Annotated in this window: 17 protein-coding genes; 10 read left to right on the top strand and 7 right to left on the bottom strand. The window is 67.6% G+C overall.

What is annotated here, in order from left to right:
• The first annotated feature begins 441 nt into the window (after positions 1–441).
• Positions 442–2838, top strand: a complete 2397-nt coding sequence (locus BO39_RS30350) for an ATP-binding protein (protein ID WP_169742811.1) — start codon at positions 442–444, stop codon at positions 2836–2838.
• A 502-nt stretch (positions 2839–3340) separates the two neighbouring features.
• Positions 3341–4168 (top strand): IS6 family transposase, encoded by an 828-nt coding sequence (locus tag BO39_RS22910; RefSeq protein ID WP_043837900.1) that lies wholly within the window; start codon positions 3341–3343, stop codon positions 4166–4168.
• A gap of 239 nt (positions 4169–4407) precedes the next feature.
• Here BO39_RS22910 and BO39_RS35330 read toward each other — a convergent pair whose 3' ends face one another.
• On the bottom strand, positions 4408–4683 hold the full coding sequence (locus tag BO39_RS35330) for a transposase (protein WP_211257530.1): 276 nt from the start codon (positions 4681–4683) through the stop codon (positions 4408–4410).
• Between the two features lie 327 nt (positions 4684–5010).
• Positions 5011–5757, bottom strand: coding sequence for an RraA family protein (locus BO39_RS22905; RefSeq protein WP_043837898.1), 747 nt, complete (start codon positions 5755–5757; stop codon positions 5011–5013).
• Between the two features lie 185 nt (positions 5758–5942).
• Between BO39_RS22905 and BO39_RS35325 the strand changes: the two genes are divergently transcribed.
• Positions 5943–6155, top strand: coding sequence for a DDE-type integrase/transposase/recombinase (locus BO39_RS35325; protein WP_084698399.1), 213 nt, complete (start codon positions 5943–5945; stop codon positions 6153–6155).
• A 167-nt stretch (positions 6156–6322) separates the two neighbouring features.
• On the opposite strand, the gene BO39_RS22900 is transcribed toward BO39_RS35325, so the two are convergent.
• Entirely contained in the window at positions 6323–7324 is a 1002-nt protein-coding gene (locus BO39_RS22900) for a Bug family tripartite tricarboxylate transporter substrate binding protein (protein ID WP_211257529.1), read from the bottom strand.
• Positions 7325–7679: 355 nt separating this feature from the next.
• Here BO39_RS22900 and BO39_RS22895 point away from each other — a divergent pair, with 355 nt between their 5' ends.
• A complete protein-coding gene (locus BO39_RS22895; RefSeq protein WP_245615350.1) occupies positions 7680–9059 on the top strand; it encodes an MmgE/PrpD family protein in 1380 nt (459 codons plus the stop codon).
• On the opposite strand, the gene BO39_RS22890 is transcribed toward BO39_RS22895, so the two are convergent.
• On the bottom strand, positions 9056–9940 hold the full coding sequence (locus tag BO39_RS22890) for a LysR substrate-binding domain-containing protein (RefSeq protein WP_043837896.1): 885 nt from the start codon (positions 9938–9940) through the stop codon (positions 9056–9058). The two genes, BO39_RS22895 and BO39_RS22890, sit on opposite strands and share 4 nt — an antisense overlap.
• Before the next feature lie 139 nt (positions 9941–10079).
• Here BO39_RS22890 and BO39_RS22885 point away from each other — a divergent pair, with 139 nt between their 5' ends.
• The 6 genes from BO39_RS22885 to BO39_RS22865 all read left to right on the top strand — a co-directional run bounded on the left by BO39_RS22885 (position 10080) and on the right by BO39_RS22865 (position 16968).
• Positions 10080–11264: an acyl-CoA dehydrogenase family protein gene (locus tag BO39_RS22885; protein ID WP_043837894.1), complete on the top strand. Its 1185-nt coding sequence runs from the start codon at positions 10080–10082 to the stop codon at positions 11262–11264.
• A gap of 5 nt (positions 11265–11269) precedes the next feature.
• Positions 11270–13342 carry an acetate--CoA ligase family protein gene (locus BO39_RS22880; RefSeq protein ID WP_043837891.1) on the top strand — a complete coding sequence of 691 codons (2073 nt, stop codon included), beginning with the start codon at positions 11270–11272 and terminating at the stop codon, positions 13340–13342.
• A complete protein-coding gene (locus tag BO39_RS35320; protein ID WP_084698397.1) occupies positions 13252–13719 on the top strand; it encodes an aldehyde dehydrogenase family protein in 468 nt (155 codons plus the stop codon). The genes BO39_RS22880 and BO39_RS35320 overlap by 91 nt, the downstream gene beginning before the upstream one ends.
• 185 nt (positions 13720–13904) lie before the next feature.
• Positions 13905–14900: a Bug family tripartite tricarboxylate transporter substrate binding protein gene (locus BO39_RS22875; protein ID WP_043837890.1), complete on the top strand. Its 996-nt coding sequence runs from the start codon at positions 13905–13907 to the stop codon at positions 14898–14900.
• The gene (locus BO39_RS22870; protein ID WP_084698395.1) at positions 14840–16576 is read left to right on the top strand and encodes a thiamine pyrophosphate-binding protein; all 1737 of its coding nucleotides are present in this window, start codon (positions 14840–14842) and stop codon (positions 16574–16576) included. The genes BO39_RS22875 and BO39_RS22870 overlap by 61 nt, the downstream gene beginning before the upstream one ends.
• Positions 16573–16968, top strand: a complete 396-nt coding sequence (locus BO39_RS22865) for a VOC family protein (protein ID WP_043837888.1) — start codon at positions 16573–16575, stop codon at positions 16966–16968. The genes BO39_RS22870 and BO39_RS22865 overlap by 4 nt, the downstream gene beginning before the upstream one ends.
• Before the next feature lie 209 nt (positions 16969–17177).
• Here the strand turns inward: BO39_RS22865 and BO39_RS22860 are convergent, their stop codons facing one another.
• From BO39_RS22860 to BO39_RS22850, 3 genes are all read right to left on the bottom strand, one after another.
• Positions 17178–17888 carry an IS6 family transposase gene (locus tag BO39_RS22860; RefSeq protein WP_043837886.1) on the bottom strand — a complete coding sequence of 237 codons (711 nt, stop codon included), beginning with the start codon at positions 17886–17888 and terminating at the stop codon, positions 17178–17180.
• A gap of 112 nt (positions 17889–18000) precedes the next feature.
• Positions 18001–18279 carry a PhnD/SsuA/transferrin family substrate-binding protein gene (locus BO39_RS22855; protein ID WP_043837884.1) on the bottom strand — a complete coding sequence of 93 codons (279 nt, stop codon included), beginning with the start codon at positions 18277–18279 and terminating at the stop codon, positions 18001–18003.
• 11 nt (positions 18280–18290) lie between these two features.
• Positions 18291–19244 carry a radical SAM protein gene (locus BO39_RS22850; protein ID WP_052402490.1) on the bottom strand — a complete coding sequence of 318 codons (954 nt, stop codon included), beginning with the start codon at positions 19242–19244 and terminating at the stop codon, positions 18291–18293.
• Positions 19245–19295: the final 51 nt, after the last annotated feature.

Below are 19295 nucleotides of genomic sequence, written 5' to 3'. Positions count from 1 at the left end.
ACGCCGCTTCAGCTCGTTCGCGAACAGCCGGCCGAACCGCAGGCCCCACTCGCGGATGGTTTCGTAGCTGACCACGACCCCACGCGCGGCAAGGATCAGCTCGACGTCACGCAGGCTGAGGCTGAAGCAGTGATACAACCACACTGCATGCTGGATAACCTCGGCTGGGTAGCGGAAGCCTCGATAAGGGCTTGGAGAGGTCATGCGATGTAGGCTGCCACGCCCCTCCGGCCTCGCCAACCTGACAACGCCGTTTGGACTTTGGCAGGAGTTGGCGCCGTTCGACAGCTCGACGGGGCGACCAAGCGGAAGCCGTACCCTCGTCGATGTCATCCGAGTTCTTTAACAGAATAGGCCGAAGGCGAACGAACGGCTTGTGGGCCATCGGGGCGGTGCAGTGGGTGGAATTAAGGAGGACAAACTGTCAGAAGCGGAATGACAGTGGAAAGGCTCCCCGCCGTGCTGAAGGGAAAGATGGGCTGGACTATCATAGACGGGTCTGTTCGCCCACTTCGTGCCCCGAAGCTGTCCAACCTGCTCATCGGCCTTGTGGCCGTCGCCCTTGTGCCGGCCGTTCTCGCCGGCGGGACCGCCGTGTGGAGCGTGGCGGAGAGCCGTCAGCAGGTCGCCGAAGCGCGCCTGCGGACCACCGCGCAGGCCCTCGCCCTCGCGGTCGACCGTGAGTTCGGGGGCATCGAGGGGGCCCTCTCCGCCTTCGCGACGTCACCCGCCCTCGGCGATGACCCACTGCGACCGTGCGACCTTCCTGCCTTGCACGCCCAGGCGGTTCGAATTGCTCAGCAGTACGGGGCGACAATCGCCATCCTCGCCCCCGATGGGGAGCAAGTGTTCAGCTCCTTGCGGCCCCTCGGTGTTCCCATGGCTCGTGCCGCATCGTCGGCAGCGGTCGAGAGGGCCTTCGCTTCCGGCGAAGCCGCGGTTGGCGACTTGGTCATCGGCTCCCTCTCCGAGAAGCCTGTGGTATCGGTCGCCCTTCCCCTGAAGGACGAAGAGGGTCAGGTCACGGGCGTCGCGGTCGCAGCTATCGGTGCCGAGCGGGTGCGCGGCCTGCTCGCGCGGCAGGCCCTGTCCGAGGGCGCCATAGCCTCGGCCGCCGATGCCCGAACCGTCCTTGTCGCGAGCACCCAGGCTGAGATCGACCGCTTCGTCGGGCAGCCCTTGCCGGCCCAGAATCGCCACTACTTTGTGGGACGGGACAGTTCCTCTTACCGCGCCGTCTCCCTTGACGGTGTGGAACGCGTCTTCGGCTTCGCGACTGTTCCTGCCGCGAAGGGATGGACTGTCTTCGTCGGCGAGCCTGCCGCCCTGTACGACGTGGCCTGGCGCAAGCCGCTCCTGGCACTCTTGGTTGGCAGCGGCGCCGCCCTCCTCCTCGGGGGGCTGGCGGCCGTACTCACCGCTCGCCGCATCCTCCTTCCTGTCCAACAGCTGAGCCGCCACGCCCATGCCCTGGCGGCAGGCAGCGCGACGGCCGCCGCTGCCGACCTTCCTCCTGCGCGCGTCGAGGAGTTGGAGATCTTGCGGCGGGGCTTCGCCGAGGCCGAGGCTGCTGTGCGGGCCGGCGACGCAGCTCTTCGCCGGTTGAACGAGGAGCTTGAGACGCGCGTGCGGCAAGAGGTGGTGGCGCGGCAGAAGGTCCAGGCTCAACTCGCCCATGGGCAGCGCATGGAAGCGCTTGGCCAACTTGCCGGCGGCATCGCGCATGACTTCAACAACGTCCTTCAGGCCGTCGGCGGCGGCGCGAAGCTCATCGAGGATGCGGGCGACAACTCGGCCCGCGTTCGTCGTATCGCGGCCATGGTGCGGGAGGCGGCGGGGCGGGGCGCCGCAGTTACTCGACGACTGCTTGCCTTCTCCCGTCGGGCCGACCTCCGCGCTGAACCGCTCGATGCAGATGACCTGCTCCGCGGGATGCAGGAGGTGCTCACTCATACCCTCGGGGGCGGGATCAGGGTCGAAGTGGACGTCGAGGTCCGCCTGCCGCCCTTGCTCGCTGACAAGGGGCAGCTGGAGACGGTACTTGTGAACCTGGCCGCCAATGCGCGGGACGCGATGGGCGGCCAGGGAACGATCACCTTCTCCGCCGTCGCGGCACTGGTATCTGGGGAGGACGGCAACGCTCCAGCGCAGGTTGCGCCGGGCGCCTACATCCGGCTCTCGGTCCACGATGCCGGCGCGGGCATGTCGCCCGAGGTGCTGGCGCGGGCGTCGGAACCCTTCTTCACAACAAAGCCACGCGGCAAGGGCACGGGGCTCGGCCTCGCCATGGCCCGCGGCTTCGCGGAGCAGTCGGGCGGTGCCTTCGCTCTGGAGAGCGAATTGGGTCGGGGCACGACAGTTTCGCTGTGGTTGCCCATCTCCGAGGAGGAGACGTCTGCGGCGGGGCTGCCCGCCTTGAGTCAGCCGGCCCCTGCCGAGGGCAGGCGCGGGCGCCTCCTGCTCGTGGATGATGAGGCAATCGTGCGGGAGATCACGGCAGAGGGGCTGAGAGCAGCAGGGTTCGTCGTCCGTGTCGTGGCGGAAGCGGCCGAGGCGCTGGACCTCCTGGCCGGCGCCGAGGAGGTGGACCTCCTCATCTCCGACCTGTCCATGCCGGGGATGGACGGTCTGGCGCTGATCCAGAATGCGCAGCGGCTGCGACCTGATCTGCCGGCCATCTTGCTCACTGGCTACGCGACAGACGCAGCGGAGCTGGCACTTGGTGGGGCGCTCAGCGGTACCTTCTCGCTCCTTCGTAAGCCGGTCGACGCCAAGATTCTTGCTGACCGCGTAGCGGTGCTCCTCGAGGCCCGTGAGGCCTCCTCGACGAGCCTCTGACGACCAGTCATCATCCCGCCTTGCCTCAGATGGCCTGCATCGGGTTGTTGCGCCAGACGTTGGCGAGGTGAAGACAGTCCAGCGTCACCTCGGTGCAGCGGTGGCGGATTCCCAATCATGAGCCGGAGGTCCTAGCTAAAGGGCCGGATCCCCTTGGAGACACTCAAGCGTACGCCCGATTGATAATCCGGATGGCACGGCAGGCACGCCAAACCCGATAACGTGGCGGCGGTGGCGCTGCTCGCCATAACCTGCCGGCTGCTCACTCGATCACCCTCGTCAAATGGTCCGCTTTTCGGCAAGAAAGCTTGCGCCTGCAGAGGATGGTCAGCGTGGTGTCTTGCGGGAAGTTGCAGCTGCGATGATGGCAGATGATGCAAGTGAGACCTTGTCACCCTGCGACCCTGCCGCAGTGGTTTTGACAGATCTCGCGCCAAGCGACCCGTATGGCCGGACGGGGTGGGGCTGGTAGGCTCCGGATCGAGCGGGGTGGGGATCGAGGATGGACTGTGTGACGTGCGGCTCCGGGGCCGTGACAGAGCGGCCGGAGCGCACGGCCCGGGGGTATCGCCGGTTCCGCTGCCGCGCCTGCGGGAAGGGGTTCAACGAGCGCAGCGGCGGGCTGCTGAACCACACGCAGTATTCGAGTGATGTCATCGCGTTGGTGGTGCTGTGGCGGCTGCGCTACCGCCTGACCCTGCGCGACCTGGCGGAGATGTTTCTCCAGCGCGGTTTCGTGTTCAGCCATGAGGCCGTCCGAGAATGGGAGGCGAAGCTGACGCCAGTGCTGGCGGACGAACTCCGGCTTGACCGTCCCGGTGAGGGCGGAGCTGGCCGTCGCTCCTGGCACGTGGACGAGACCTACGTGAGGGTCCGCGGGCGCTGGTGTTTTCTCTACCGCGCCATCGACCGCAACGGTGATCTCGTCGACACGGTGCTCAGCGAGCACCGGGACATGGCGGCCGCAAAGGCGTTCTTCCGTTCGGCCAAGTCGGTCATGGGCATGACGCCGGAACGCGTCACCACGGACGGTCATCGTCCCTACCCACGGGCGATCCGCTCGGCACTGGGTCGAGGCGTCCAGCACCGGACCAGCCGGTTCAAGAACAATAGGCTGGAGCAAGACCATCGGGCCATCAAAGGCCGGATCCGATGTATGCGCGGCTTCAAGGCCTTCGAGGCGGCAGCCCGGTTCTGTCGCGCCTACGACGAGCTACGAAACCACCTCCGTACCCGCTCCTGCCACCGCCCGCATGTTCCCGCCAACCGTCGACGTCTCCTTCACCTCCGTCGCGCGACGGCGGCGCTCGCCATTCTGCGAACCGCGTAGGGCGAAATGGCGCACCATGCCTTCCCCGTGCCCGCCTTGGCGCGAGCGCTGCCAGAACCCTGGCTCGAGCAAGATCACCGAGGCATCAAAGGCCGGGTCCGATGTATGCGTGGGATCAAGAGCTTCACCTCAGGTGACCGGTTCTGCCGAGCATATGATGAACTCCGCAACCACCTCCGCCCTCGCACTGGCCACAACCAGCATGTTCCGGCCAACCGCCGCCGCGTGCTTCATCTCCGTCATGCGGCCACCGTGCTCGCCATCCTCAAGCGAGCATACCCGGCAGCATCCGCCTGCATTGACGGCATCTCTGGCGTGAGCGCTGACAGAACCGTTTGGCCCGGCACGGGCAGGTCGAGACCGAGCAGGGCGATGATGGAGCCGATCAGGCCTTCGGTCTGACGCAAGGCCAGGCTGAAGACGGCTCGAAGCGTCAGGGCCGTGGAGATGGCCAGTTCCGAATGCCGTGGCTGTCCGCCCCGCGTGGTCCGGGGCTCGCCCTTCCAGGCCGCGATCGGCCGCCTCCGTGAACCAAATCGTCAGACTGCCACGTCCGCGTAGGGCGGCATCGTACGCCGCCCAGTTCGTGGCCCGGAACCGCTGCGTTGGAATGTGCTGGCGACGGTCGGCGTTGGCCTTGAACGGCAAGCTGAGCTCTCCTGGAGGATGACGGGCCGTCGACCGCTCAGGATTCTAACCTGCCAAGACCGCCAAGCCGACCCATGCACCACAGTGGAGTGCTGTCCGACCTGTTCATCCGACGCAGCCTGCCGGATTATGGCCGCTCTGTGTATCGATGCCCAGGAGGCGGACCGATTGTTGTCCGGCCCGCCGGAGCAATTTCAGGCGTTTCCAGGCAGATCGGCGACCGAAACGCCCTCGTCGATAGCGGCGCACTTCACCTCTTCTGCTTTGAACTTCGTCTGCGCAAGCGCGAGCACCTCGGCTGCTCGGGCAATAGGGATGAAGCAGACACCCGTCTCGTCCGCGACTACGATGTCGCCCGGCGAAACGCGGATACCCGCGATCTGGATGTCGCCGTTGATCTCCACTGTTTGGATGCGCCACTTGCCCGTAATCGGTGTGATTTCGGTTGCCCAAAGTGGATAATCCACCCGGCGGGAATGGCCGATATCGCGGATCCCGCCCGACACGATAGCGCCTGCCCCGCCCTGCCGCTTAGCGGTCTGGGCGGAGATGCCACCCATGTTGGAGATACCTGGTACGCCGTCGATAACCACCACGTCGCCTTGCAGCGTTAGGTTGTGCGCCTCGAATTCCGCCATGCCGTTCACGTGGGCGCGTGCAGTCTCGTAGACGTGCTCGCGTTGAAGGATATTCCGTACCGTCAAAGCCGGACCGACCATGGCGACGCCGGGAAGAGTAGGCTTCAACACCGAGGCGCCCACCGCGCCAGTGATCCCGAGCTCGTCCATGACATCGGAGATGACGCTAGAGGCATCGGCAATCGTGCGGAAGCCCTCGATCAGCCCGGCTGGCGGGCGCGGCACGCGCATCATTCGAATTAGATCGGGGCTGATTTTCCCTGTGAGCTTCGGAAGTGTATCGACCGAATTGGTGTCGCTCACTGGTGTCCTCCATGTGTTATCCGCCAAGTTGATGACTTCGGTTCCAAACCAGAGCCATCCTTCGCTCACGAAGAGACTGGACCGGCGGCTAGGCCGCGTCCAATCCGAAGACGACAGCAGGCGTCATAATAGATCTACTGAGATACGACTGAGCCTGAATCTTTCCCGACTAGGTCACCACGGACGTGGTTAGCTCGTACCCGCGCGCGATCCGCTCGACGCTGGGCAGGCGGGTTACTCACCGTACCAGCGCCTATATGAACAACAGGCTTAAGCAGGGTCACCGAGGCATCAAAGGCCGGATCCGATGTATACGCGGGTTCAAGAGCTTCATTACAGCGGAGTGCCTCTGTCGCAGACAGGAGGAACCCCGAAACTACCTTTGCCCTCCCGTCTAACACAACCAGAATGTTCCCGCAGACCGCCGTCGCATGCTTTACCTGCGTTGCGCGACAACGGTGCTCGGCATCATCAAGGCAGGATAGGATGGTATCTACAACTGAGGCGTGACAACAGCTATGGCGCGAGGGCTGACAGAACTGTTCGGAGCGGGGCCATCGTCATTTCAGTCCACAGTCGCGCCGGATTTCCGCACGATCTCCGCCCAGCGGGGCACCTCGGAAGCGATGTAGGCCTTGAACTCCGCCGGACTGTTGCCGATCGGGTCCGCACCCTGCTCGATCATCTGTCGTTCAATTATAGGGTCGCGTACAGCGGCTGCCGCGTCGGCTGCGATTTTGGCGATGATCTCGGGCGGGGTTGCCGCCGGCGCCACCACGCCGAACCAAGCGGAAGCGTTGAAGCCGGGGTATCCGGCCTCGATCATGGTTGGCACCTCGGGCAAGGACCGTGAACGCTTCAGGCTCGACACCGCGAGCGCGCGCAAGGCGCCTCCTCGGATCTGCTCCATCACGGACGGGATGGTAGCGAACATGTAGTTAAGCCGACGGCTCAGCAAGTCGTTGAGCGCGAGCGCTCCGCGGTAGGGGATATGGATGGTCTGAATGCCCGCCATCTGATCCAGAAGCGCCCCTGCGAGATGAGAGGCGGTCCCGATGCCCGTCGACCCATAAGAGAGCCGGCCAGGCGCACGCTTGGCCTGCTCCACAATGTCGCCGACGCTCCAAAGAGGACTGCCTGATGGGACGACGAGGGCGTTAGGTACGTCGGCGAGAAGGGTGACGGGTGCGACGTCCTTGCGGGCGTCGTAAGAAAGGTTGCGGTAGAGCGACTGGTTCACGGCCAGTGGTCCGTTCGAGCCCACGAGCAGAGTGTAGCCGTCTGGCGCGGAACGGATGGCAAATTCCGTGCCGATGTTCCCACCGGCGCCCGGGCGGTTCTCGATCACCACCGGCTGACCCCAGCGCTCGGAAAGATGGGACCCAACAAGGCGAGCGATGATGTCCGTCGTGCCACCAGGGGTAAAGGAAACGATCAATCGAACGGGCCGATCTGGCCAAGTGGTGGCGCGCGCCGGAAAGGCTGAAAGGGAATTTGCCAGCGAAAGAGCCGGCGCGGAAAGGAAAAGGCTGCGACGGGTCAGAGGCATGGGCGGCACCTTGTCCATTTCGGCTTATTTGTTGGAACAGTTTGCCGCGGCTCCCAGGAACCGAGGGCGCATCGCTCTTCAATCCTTGGAGTGCTGCGGTACTGCGCATGGCTTAATGGCAGTGCGCCCCGCCCTGTGGTCCTGGACATCGATCCTCCCCAGAGTGCCATGGCCTTCGGCCAGGATGAATGGGCGCGGGTTGGTTGCGTAGGCCATCTCAATCCGTCCCGACCCTGTCCCGGCAACTAACAAGAAGGAAGAGGCACATGACCATTTGGAATGTCACTCGAGGGTATTGACGGATCGCGTCCCGCGGCATCGACAGTAGGATGGGGCAGAGCAAGGCAATCCGGCCTCAGGCCGGGAGACAGAAATGCCGGAGAACCCGATGTCCAACCCGCTTCTGCAACTGGCCGAGGAGGCCGCAGCGTGGCGGACGCGGCCGCTTTCTTCCGGACTGGAACACCACGCACGACGCGCCCTGCTGGATTGGTTCGCGGCCCTGCTGCCCGGTTGCTCGCGCGCGCCCGCCACCTTGCTGGCTGCCGCGCTGGCGCCCGAGCGCGGGCTCGGCCAGGCGATCTGCTACGTGGACGGCACGCGCGGGCCGCTGCGGCAGGTCGCGCTGCTCAACGCCACCGCGAGCCATACGGTGGAGTTCGACGACATCTACCGTGACGCGGGCTACCACCCGGCGGTGGCGACCATTCCGGCGGCGCTGGCGGCAGCGCAGTCAAGAGGCGCCTCAATGGCCGCACTGCTGCGCGGCATCGTGGCGGGGTACGAAGTGGGCTGCCGGATCGGCCTTGCTGTTCAACCCAGCCATTACCGCTACTGGCATACCACGGGCACGGTGGGGACCTTTGGCGCGGCTGCGGCCACCGGCTTGATCCTCGGCCTGGACGGGGACAGAATGGCTCACGCCCTGGCCACGGCCGCCACGATGGCCGGCGGCCTGCAACAGGCGTTCCGTGGCGAGGGAATGAGCAAGCCGCTGCATCCCGGTCACGCGGCAGAGGCCGGGGCGCTCGCCGCTTTGGCTGCTGCGGCGGGCGTGACCGGTGCGCTCGATGTTCTGCATGGTCCCAGCGGTTTTGCGGCCGCTACCAGCGAGGACGCGGGCAAATGGGATCGCGCACTCGCGGGGCTCGGCGAGACCTTCGTGATCGAAGCCATGACCTTCAAGAATCATGGCTGCTGCGGTCATATCTTTGCTGGTTTGGACGGAGTCGAGGCACTCCGCAGGATGCACGGCTTCAGGGCCGACGACGTGTCGGCAATCCATGTCGCCGGCTACGGTCCGACCAAAACGGTCTGCGACCGGCCCGCCGCGCGGACGGAGCAGGATTGCCGCTTCTCCATGCAGTACTGCGCTGCGGCGCTACTGCGCCTGGGTGGGGTGCGGCTGGCCGCTTTTGAGCCCAGCGCCCTGTCTGACCCTCTGATACGCGCCGATATGGAGAAGGTCACCGTCTCCCTCGCGCCCGACCTGGCCGACGCCTATCCCGCTCGCCGCGCGGCCCGGGTGAAGGTGACCCTGCGCGACGGCTCGGTGCTTGACCATTTTCAGCCCACCCGGAAGGGCGACCCGGACTTGCCCCTGAGCGACGCCGAGCTCGCGGCCAAGTTCCGGGAACTGACCGTGCCGGCGATCGGCGCCCCGGCCGCGGCGCAGCTGGAGGAGGCCTTGCTGCGCGGCGATGCGCTGCCCGGCCCCTTGCCGCTGCTCGCACCGGGGAAGGGGGCGGCTTAGCCGTTCGCCTCCCCGATCAGCCAGGAAAGGAACGCGCGGCCTCGATGGTCGAGCGGCACCCCCTTCGGCCAGACCACGTGGTAGGCGATGGACCGCTCCACCGGCATGCCCAAAACCGCGACCAGCGACCCCGACGTCAGGTCCGGCTCCATCAGCCGCATCTGGCCGATGGCCACACCCAGCCCTTCCATCGCCGCCTGGAAGGTGAGGACCGAACTCGTGAACTCCAGCCCGTCCTGCAGCAGGTCCGGCCGGCCGATCCCCTCGAGCCAGTCCTTCCAATCGTCCCGACGATAGCGGGAGACGAGCATGCGGTGACGGCGCAGGTCGTCCGGCACGCGCAGCGGCGGACCGGTTTTCAGCAGCCGTGGGCTGCACACGGGCTGCAGGACGTCCGGCATCAGGCGCCGTGCCTCGAGGTCTGGCCAGCGGCCATCACCGAGCTGAATCGCTAGGTCCACGGGGTCCCGCCGGAAATCGACGGGCGCGACGATATGGCTCAGCTGCACGCCGATGCCGGGATGCGCCGCCTCGAAGCGGTGCAGGCGCGGCAGCAGCCACTTGGCGGCGAAGGTGCTGTAGACGCGAAGGCGCAGCGGCTTCGTCCGCGAGCCTTTTCGCAGCCGCTCCGTGGCCGCGACGATGCGCTCGAAGGCGGGGCCGACCTCCCGCTGCAGGGCTTCGCCCTCGGAGGTCAGCGCGATGCCGTGGCGCTCCCGCCGAAAGAGAAGCGCTCCGATATAACCCTCCAGCACGGCCACCTGCCGGCTGACGGCGGACTGCGAAACGCCCAGCGCCTCCGCAGCCCGCGTCAGGTTGCCCAGGCGGGCGGCAACGGCAAAGACGTGCAGGGGGTTCAGCGGCGGCACAGGCGCATCCACGGACAGCTCCTCCCGACGTCTGGTTGCCGGAGGCATACCAAAATCTCATCGCGGCATGAAGAGCGGTTGGTTCTCGGAGCGCCGCGCGCTGCGCAGGATGAAGCCCGATCCGAGAAGCCGGCCCGGGAGCAAGCGCAGCATGGACTTCAACCTGACCGAGGACCAGCGGATCTTCGCCAACAGCGTGCGCCGCTTCGCCGAGGAACATCTGGCCGCCGGTGCCCTGAAGCGCGCCCACACCCCGGGCTTCCCCTACGACGTGGCGCAGCTCATAGCCGGGCAGGGCCTGCTCGGCATCACCATTCCCGAGAAAGACGGCGGCCAGGGTGGGACGCTAATGGATGCGGTGCTGGCGATCGAGCAGGTAGCCGCTGTCTGCCCGCGGAGCGCCGACGTGGTCCAGGCCGGCAATTTCGGCCCCATCCGCACCTTCGCCGAATACGCGACACCTGAGCAGAAAGCGAAATGGCTGCCCGACCTGCTGGCCGGTCGGAACACCATCTCGCTCGGCATGAGCGAGCCGGAAGCGGGATCGGCAGCCACCGAGTTGAAGACCTCTGCGCGGCTGGAGGGCGACACCTACGTGGTCAATGGCTCCAAGGTCTTCGGCACGCACAGCGCCGAGGCCTCGCTCTACCTGATCTATCTCCGCTTCGGGCCGGGCATCGACGGCATCGGCTCCATGCTGATCGAGCGCGGCACGGCGGGCTTCACGGTCGGCCAGCCCTCGCGCTTCCTGAACGGTGAGGACTGGAGCACGCTCTACTTCGAGGACTGCCGCGTCCCGCGCGAAAACCTCCTGCTCGGCCCAGGCGGCTTCAAGAAGCAGATCGCGGCCTTCAACGCGGAGCGCGTGGGCAACACCGCCCGCTCGCTCGCCGTCGGCCGCTTCGCCTTCGAGCGCGCGAAGGAACACGCGGAAACGCGCCGCCAGTTCGGCCGCACCCTCTCCGAGTTCCAGGGCATCCAGTGGAAGTTCGCCGACATGGCGCTGAAGCTGGAGGCAGCGCAGCTCCTGCTCTACCGCGCGGCCGTGAACGCCGACCACGGCCTGCCCTCGGCTTATGAGACGACGCTCGCCAAGCTCGCCTGCAACCAAGCCGGCTTCGACGCGGCGAACGAGGCCGTGCAGATCATGGGCGGTACCGGCTTCTCCGAGGAAGCACTGGTGGAGTACTGCATGCGCCGGTGCCGCGGTTGGATGATCGCGGGAGGCTCCATCGAGATGATGAAGAACCGGCTCGCCGAGGAGGTTTTTGGGCGCCGCTTCTCCCAGCGCCCGCCCCGGCCGGCTGCGGCGCAAGAACCCCGGGCAGCGGAGTGAGCGCGATGCGGGCCGCCCCCGCCGCGCTGCTGTCGCCGCGCAGCATTGCCGTGGTCGGCGCGTCAGACGACGTGACCAAGACCGCTTCCCGGCCCTTCCGCTTCCTGCGCGCGGGTGGCTACGAGGGCGCCATCTATCCCGTTGCACGCCGTGACACGGTGATGGGGGAGCGCGCCTTTCCCTCCCTCTCGGCATTGCCGGAGCGGCCGGACCACGCCTTCGTGCTGCTGCCGACCGACGGCGCGATGGAAGCGGTCGCGGAGTGTGCGCGGCTTGGCGTTCCGGCGGTGACAGTGTTGGCTGGCGGCTTTTCGGAAACCGGGCCTGAAGGCGCCGCGCGGGAAGAAGCCCTGCGCGAGAGCCTGCGTGGGAGCGGCACGCGCCTGCTCGGGCCCAACAGCATCGGCTTGGCGAACCTGCACCACCGAATGGTGCTCACGGCCAACGCCGCCTTCACCGAGCGCGACCTGCCCGTGGGCGGCGCATTCGCCGCCTCCCAGAGCGGCAGCATGATTGGCGCCATTCTGTCGCGCGGGCGGCAACGGGGGCTGGGCTTTGCGGGCCTCGTCTCGGTCGGGGCCGAGGTGGACCTCGACATGGGTTCCATCTGCGCGGCAACGCTCGACGACCCGAAAGTAACCTCCTACCTGCTTTTCCTGGAGACGCTGCGCGGCGCCGGGGCACTGCGTGACTTCGCGGCGGGAGCAGCGGCGCGCGGCAAGCCTGTCGTCGCCTACAAGCTCGGCCGTTCGGAGGAGGCCGCGGAGCTGGCGGAGTCTCACACTGGCGCCCTGGCCGGCGAGGACGACGTGGCGGACGCCTTCCTGCGCGATTGCGGCATCGCCCGCGTTCACACGCTGGAGGGGCTTTTGGAAGCCTCTCTCTTGCTTCGCCGGCTGCCGATCCGTCCGGCCGGCGCCCGCAAGCCCCGGGTTGGCATGGTGACTACAACGGGCGGCGGCGCGGCCATGGTGGTGGATGGTTTAGGCGTTCGCGGCGTGGCTGTGGAGGCGCCGTCCGACGCCACCCGCGCGAAGCTCGCAGCGGCAGGCGTCGACCCCGGACACGGCCGCATCCTCGACCTTACGCTTGCCGGTGTGAAGCCGGAAGTGATGGCAGCGGCGCTCGACGCCCTGCTCGCCGCGCCGGAATACGACCTGGTGGTTGCGGTCGCCGGCTCCTCCTCCCGCTTTCAGCCGGATCTGGCGGTGCAGCCCGTGGTGGAAGCCGCGCGGAACAGCGCCCACCTCGCCTCCTTCTGCGTGCCGGAGGCGCCCGAGGCGTTGTCCATGCTCGCCGGGGCGGGCGTGCCGGCTTTCCGCACGCCCGAGGCTTGCGCCGACGTCATTGCCGCGGCTTTTGCCAGGCGTGAACCCCGATCCGCCGTGCCCAGCGCCACGCCCGGAAGGAGCCCGGAGCGCATGCTAGACGAAGTGGAGGCCTACTCGCTGCTCGCCGGCCTCGGCGTGCCCCACGCGCCCTGCCTAGCGCTGCCCGCCGCGCGCGCGGGACAGGAGAGCTTGCCCTTTCCCTATCCGGTCGCAGTGAAAATCCTGCACCACGCCATTCCTCACAAGACGGAACTCGGCGGCGTCGTGCTCGGCGTGGCATCCGATACAGCCTTGGCGGAAGCGGCGGGCTGGATCGTCGAGAGCGTTGCCGCTCACCGCCCGACGCTCGGTGCCGATCGGGTGCTGGTGCAGGCCATGACCAAGGCAGTGGGCGAGGTCCTTGTGGGCTACCGCCACGACCCGCAAGTCGGACCCATTATCCTGCTGGCCGCGGGCGGTATTCTGACGGAGATCTACCGCGACCGCAGCGTGCGCCTGGCGCCAGTGGACCAGCCCGCCGCGCGGGAGATGATTGCCGAGGTCCGGGCTCTGCGGGCGCTGGAGGGCTATCGCGGCAAGCCGCGCGCCGACATGGAAGCGCTAGCCGAGGCCATCGTCGCCGTTTCCCGCCTCGCGGAGCGTGGCGACGTCACAGAATGCGAGGTGAACCCGCTCATGGTGCTGGAGGAAGGGCGCGGCGTCATGGCGGTGGACGCGGTGATCCGCATGGGTGGCGACGTGTCATGAGGAACGGGCATCCTCTCCACCTCACCTACCCGGCCCCACGCCTTATCGTCGTGGGCCGGGCGGTTGAGGCCGTGCGCGAAATGGAGCCGGTGCTTAACCCTGCTACCGGCGAGGCAATCAGTGCAGTGCCTGACGCGACTGATGCCGATCTGGCCGATGCCCTTGCCGGCGCCGACGCTGCCAGCTTTGCCTGGCGTACTGCAGAGCCTGCGGTGCGCGCCCAGGTGCTTCGTGCTGGAGCAGCCCTTCCGCGGGAACGCCGAGCGGCCATTGCAGGCCTCATCACCCTGGAAATAAGCAAGCCACATCCTGAGGCCTTCGCTGAGAACCGCTGCCGTCCGACCACCCGCTACTCGCTGCGCCCAATGCGGTGCTGACGCCGCATCTAGGCTACGTCACGCGGCAGAACTTTGCCGCTTACTTCACCGGTGCTGTCGCAGCCATCGAGGCTTGCTCGCCGGCGCACCAGTCCAAGTACTCGGATCACCCCGAGTCAACTGAGCGCGAGACGCCGACGAGCACAATGAGCCCAAACATAAGGGCTGTAGAAGGAGAAACGACCATGCAGAGACGCACCATTCTGGCAGGGCTGCCAGGGATACTCGGCGCCGGCACCCTGGGCCGCCCGGCCCTGGCGCAGCTCGGCTTCCCGGAGCGCCCGCTTCGGCTCGTAGTCGGCTTCGCACCAGGCGGGCCGACCGACCTCGTGGCACGCGTTGCCGCACGCACTATGTCGGCCGCGCTCGGTCAGACGGTAGTGGTGGAGAACCGCCCGGGCGCAAGCGGCGGGGTCGCGGCCGGCCTCGTCGCCCGGGCGCCCGCAGACGGCTACACGCTGCTAGTCAACGTTGTGGCCGACGTGGTGAACCCGGTGATCGAGCCCGCAACGCGCGAACCGCTGCTGAAGTCCCTCGCGCCGGTCGCCCTCGTCGGCACGGCGCCGAACGTGCTCGTGCTCCATCCCTCGCTCGGTGCGAACGGTGTGGCCGAAGTGGTGGAGATCGCGAAGCGCAGGCCGGGGACGGTCAGCTACGCCTCCGCGGGTGTGGGCACCGTCAGCCATCTCTCGGGCGTGCTGCTGTCGGCCGTTTCCGGCGCGGAGATGATTCACGTCCCCTACAACGGCACCGCGGCGGCGCAGACGGACCTGCTGACCGGGCGCATTTCCATGATGTTCGACAACCTCGACAACGGGCTCTCCAACGCACGAGCCGGAAAGCTGAAGGCGGTGGCGGTGACCGGTCAGTCACGCTGGTTCGCAGCGCCCGAGGTGCCGACCATGGCGGACGCCGGCTTCCCAGGGTCAGAGATGTTGTCGGTTTTCGGCGTCATGGCGCCGGTCGGCACGCCCACCCCGATCGTCGAGCGGCTTGCCGCTGGGCTGGTCGAGGGGTCGCGTACCGAGGCGACCCGCCAGTCGCTGCACCAGATCAGCATTGAGCCCGCCTCCATGGGGCCGGCGGAGTACGGCGGCTACATCGCGGCGGAGACGGCACGATGGGAGGCGCTGGCGGCGCAGGGACGGCTTGGCGAGGCGGCTGGACGGCGGCCACAATGAGCTGGCAAGGAAGCGGCGCCATCGCGGGCCGCGTTGCCGACCAGGTTGTACAAGCCCTTGTTAACGAGGGTGTGGAACGGATCTTTTGCGTGCCCGGGGAGAGCTTCCTCGGCATCACCGACGCTCTCCATGAGGCGCCAAGCATCCGCCTCATCGTCTGCCGGCATGAGGGCGGGGCAGGCTATATGGCTGTGGCCGACGGTCAGCTTTCGCGCCGCCCCGGGGTCTGCATGGTATCGCGCGGGCCCGGTGCCTCCAACGCCATGATCGCCCTGCACTCCGCATTGCACGATGCCATGCCGCTAGTGGTGCTGATCGGCCAAGTGCGGACCGATGAGCGCGGCCGCCAGGCGCTGCAGGAGCAGGACTACACGCGCTGGCTGACCGACGTGACAAAAGCCGTGATGCCGGTCGACGTGCCCTCCCAGGCCGCCGAGATGATTGGCCGGGCCTTTCACGTCGCCCAATCTGGCACGCCCGGCCCGGTGGCCGTGATCCTGCCGGAGGACGTGCTGGAGATGCCGGCGACCGCTACCCTAGCCGCCCCCGCGCCGCGCGCAGTGGCCGGCCCCGCCGCTGCAGACCTCGACCGCCTCGCCACCACGCTGCGCGAGGCGGAGCGGCCAATCGTCCTAGTCGGCGGCGCCTTCGAGCGGGAACGCTCCGGCGCGGCGCTGGAACGATTGGCTGAGAGCTGGGGCCTGCCCGTCCTCTCCACCAACCGGCGGCCTCACCTTTTCGACTTTGGGCACCAGAACTTCGGCGGCTATGTCGGCCTGCGCACCCCTGCGCCACTGATGGAGGCGCTCCGCACGACGGACCTTCTCGTCGCACTCGGCGAGCGGATGACCGACCCGCTCAGTCAGTCCTACACCTTTCCGGCGGCGCCGGAGCCGCAGGTGCCCTTCGTGCATGTCTGGCCCGATCCGGTCGAAGTGGGCCGCGTATGGCGCCCAACGCTCGGCCTGCCCTGCGATCCCGGAGAGGTGATCGCCGCGCTCTCCCGCTTGGCCGCTCCCCGGGTGACTGAGGCGCGGCGCGCCTGGGTGGCGCGGCTCCACGCTGTGCAAGCCGACCTTATGCGCCCGGTCTGGCAGCCCACGGAGGACGGCGTGAACTTCGCCGCTGTCGCCTGCGCCGTGGCGCGCCACCTCTCGGCTGAGGCGGTGGTGACGAGCGACGCCGGCAATTTCGCGACCTTCATCCACCGTTACATTCCCTTCGGCTCGCGGCAGGTCTTCCTCAGTTCGGTGGTCGGCGCGATGGGTGCGGGGGTACCCATGGCGGTTGCCGCCGCGATCCGCGAGCCCGGACGGCAGGTGGTCGGCTTCGCAGGGGACGGCGGGCTGATGATGACGGGCAACGAGATCGCCACTGCGCGCCTGCACGGCGCAGCGCCGGTGATCATCGTCTCCGACAACGGCGGCTACGGCACCATCGCCATGCACCAGCGCGGCCGCTATCCCGGGCGGCGCTTCCAGGCCGACACCGCGCTGCACCGGCTGGACCTCGTACAATGGGCCGGCGCCTTCGGCGCGCGCGGCCTGCGGATCGAGCGCGAGGACGAGGTGGATTCCGTGATCGCGGAGGCGCTGAGCCCCTCCCCGGTACCAATGGTAGTGCAGGTCGCCTCCTCCATGATGCAGGCGACGGCCTGGAGGAGGTTCGAGGCATGAGCGACCCAATCGCGGTTACCTGGGACCACATTCATCTCCGCAGCCTCGACCCCGAGGCGGCGGCTCGGTTTTACGTATCGAACTTCGGCGCGCGGGAGATTGCGCGGACCGAGATTCGAGGCAGCCCCCGCATCGTTCTTGACCTGGCGGACACGCAGCTATTCATCGAGCGGGTTCCTCCAGAGACGGCGGCGCCGCCCGCGCCACCCTTTCTTGGGCTGGAGCATATCGGCCTGCGCGTTGCGGACCTGGACGCCGCCGCAGCGGCGCTGCGCGCGCGGGGCGTGCGTTTTTTAACCGAGCCGCGCGAGGCCCGGCCGGGCACGCGCATCGCCTTCATCGCGGCGCCGGACAGCGTGCGGATTGAGCTGATCGAGCGCAGGCCGGACTGACACCGCCGAGCGGATGAACTGACTCTGGTGTGATTTCCGCAGAGGCGGGGAAGGTGATTCGCTTCTGGCCTGACCTGGCGGGGTAGGGTGATGGGGCATGCACTGGAGATCCAGACGGATGTGGCGAGTGCCGCAGAGCTTCGTCGATGGCATTGTCACGTTGTTTGGTGACCTGGCGAGTTTAACCGCACAGCGGAGCTTGCATGACCTTACGCCGTCATCTGGGCACACGTCTCCTGCCGCCAGATCCGAAAGGCTTTGGCGCGCTCACGCCGGTACTGATCGGCGGCCATCAGGTGCCGCCGAGGACGGAAGTGGCCATAGATCATCGCGTGCGCCGACAGGAACCGCTGGGCTTGCCTGGGTGACTTGAAGCGCTGCATCGCGCGCTCTCGACGCCGGGTCGGCCTATGGGAATTCTCGGCACGATTGTTCAGATAGCGGCTGGTGCGATGCCGCACACCGGGCATGATCTCTCGCTGCGCAACGCCATAGCTGCGGAGCCCATCCGTGACGATCTTGCGAGGCTTGTACTTGATGTCTACCAGCAGGCGCTTGAAGAAGCGCTTGGCGGCCGTGGCGTTGCGGCGTTCCTGCACCAGGATGTCGAGCACGACACCGTGCTGGTCCACCGCGCGCCAGAGATAGAAGAGCTCGCCGTTGATTCTCAGGTACACTTCATCCATGTGCCAGGTGTCGCCCGGCCTCGGTCGCCGCTTGCGCAGCTTGGCCGCGAACTCCGTACCGAAGCGGAAGCACCAGCGGCGGATGCTCTCGTAGCTGACCACAACGCCCCGCTCCGCCAGGATCAGCTCGATGTCGCGCAGGCTCAGGCTAAATAGGTGGTAGAGCCAGACAGCATGCTGGATGACCTCGGCCGGAAAGCGGTAGCCGGGGTAGGTGGTGGGCTCGGACGACATTCCGCCAGCTTCGCCTGACCATCTTGTTTCAGCCAGAGCTGGACGACGTGACAATGCCGTCTGAGGTCATCCAGGCAGACTGCCCCGGCTCGCTCGTACCGGCCATGGCCTATCAACTTGCCAATGCCCCCCAGGGGCCTATCCGCGCACAGTCCACCTGGTCGTTCGCCAGGGCGACGGCGATGCTGGCCCAGTCGGTGGTGACGGTCAGCTCGAACGGGCGGCCGACGGCCTGGGCGAGGTAGGCGAAGAAGGGCTCGTAGGCGCGGCGCGTGTCGCCGGCGGTGGGCTGGAAGGGGCCGACGGCGAAGCGGAGCGGGCCGGCCCGCGCCCGCGCAGGGAGGCCGAGGGCGGGCGCGGCCAGGAGCAGGGCGCGTCGGGAGGGGGTCATCGCCGGTCCTTCTATCGGCTGCACGCCGCGCCGCCGAGGACGCAGAAGCAGGCGCAGTGCGGATGGTTCAGCGACACGGGGCGGTTCGCTTCGGCCAGGGTCGCCCCCAGCTCGAATTGCGTGTCGTAGGCCAGAAGCGTGCAGGCGAGGACGGCGGGCGCTTCGGCGCCCCGGCGCCTCACCACCATGCGGGAGGAGGCGCACATCACGCTGTCGGGCGACTTGCCCAGGATGCCCCAGCAGGCCTCGGTGATCTCCGGCACCTCGGCGGCGGTGTCCAGTTCCGGGAACAGCATGAGGGTCACGGGATCGTCCGCGTCCACCGGGATCCCGCGCCCGGCGAAGAGCCGCGCATAGCCCTCGCGCATCGCCGCCTCCGGCTCGTGCCCGAAGGCGGCGCGGCCGGCGACATTGACCTGGAAGCCCGTCCCGGCAAGCCATTTCAACCCCTGCATCGTCTTCTCGAAGGTGCCGGCGCCGCGCTCCAGGTCGTGCAAGACGGGGGTGTGGTGGTCCAGGCTGACGCGGATGGTCAGCAGGCCGGGATGGGCGGCGTTCAGCGCGGCCAGGGCCGCCGCGTGGCGCATCATCGGGCGCATGGCGTTCGTGAGGACGAGCGTGCGGAAGCCGCGACCCATCGTGTTCGACAGCATCGGCAGGAAATCAGGGTTCATGAAGGGTTCGCCGCCCGTGAAGCCGATCTCCTCGACCGGCAGGGCGTCGCGGCGGACCTCATCGAGGTAGGACGCCACTTCGGTGGCCGAGAGGTAAACGAGGGCGTCGTTGCGCGGGGAGCTCTCGATGTAGCAGTTCGCGCAGGTCAGGTTGCAGAGCGTGCCGGTGTTGAACCAGAGCGTCCGCAGGGCCGAGAGGGCGACCGCGGCGCGGCGTTCCCCCTTCGCCGTGATCCTGGGATCGCGGAACCTGGCCGGGGCAGCCGGGGCGACGGGGATCTCGACTGTCACGGGCGCTCCGCGGCTCTGGCCGGGGATGATGTGGGCAGCCCTGGCCGTTCG

The sequence above is a fragment of the Roseomonas aerilata DSM 19363 genome (assembly GCF_000711725.1).
GTDB lineage: Bacteria > Pseudomonadota > Alphaproteobacteria > Acetobacterales > Acetobacteraceae > Roseomonas > Roseomonas aerilata.
The sequence above is the reverse complement of the archived record's forward strand: the minus strand, read 5'-3'. Positions and strand labels throughout refer to the sequence as shown.

What these genes read in the sequence shown, in the direction of transcription:
- BO39_RS22910 (WP_043837900.1), top strand. Translation starts at nt 3,341, where the DNA reads ATGGACTGTGTGACGTGCGGCTCCGGGGCCGTGACAGAGCGGCCGGAG.
- BO39_RS22900 (WP_211257529.1), bottom strand. Translation starts at nt 7,324, where the DNA reads ATGGACAAGGTGCCGCCCATGCCTCTGACCCGTCGCAGCCTTTTCCTT.
- BO39_RS22895 (WP_245615350.1), top strand. Translation starts at nt 7,680, where the DNA reads ATGCCGGAGAACCCGATGTCCAACCCGCTTCTGCAACTGGCCGAGGAG.
- BO39_RS22885 (WP_043837894.1), top strand. Translation starts at nt 10,080, where the DNA reads ATGGACTTCAACCTGACCGAGGACCAGCGGATCTTCGCCAACAGCGTG.
- BO39_RS22880 (WP_043837891.1), top strand. Translation starts at nt 11,270, where the DNA reads ATGCGGGCCGCCCCCGCCGCGCTGCTGTCGCCGCGCAGCATTGCCGTG.
- BO39_RS35320 (WP_084698397.1), top strand. Translation starts at nt 13,252, where the DNA reads ATGCGAGGTGAACCCGCTCATGGTGCTGGAGGAAGGGCGCGGCGTCAT.
- BO39_RS22875 (WP_043837890.1), top strand. Translation starts at nt 13,905, where the DNA reads ATGCAGAGACGCACCATTCTGGCAGGGCTGCCAGGGATACTCGGCGCC.
- BO39_RS22870 (WP_084698395.1), top strand. Translation starts at nt 14,840, where the DNA reads ATGGGAGGCGCTGGCGGCGCAGGGACGGCTTGGCGAGGCGGCTGGACG.
- BO39_RS22865 (WP_043837888.1), top strand. Translation starts at nt 16,573, where the DNA reads ATGAGCGACCCAATCGCGGTTACCTGGGACCACATTCATCTCCGCAGC.
- BO39_RS22860 (WP_043837886.1), bottom strand. Translation starts at nt 17,888, where the DNA reads ATGTCGTCCGAGCCCACCACCTACCCCGGCTACCGCTTTCCGGCCGAG.
- BO39_RS22855 (WP_043837884.1), bottom strand. Translation starts at nt 18,279, where the DNA reads ATGACCCCCTCCCGACGCGCCCTGCTCCTGGCCGCGCCCGCCCTCGGC.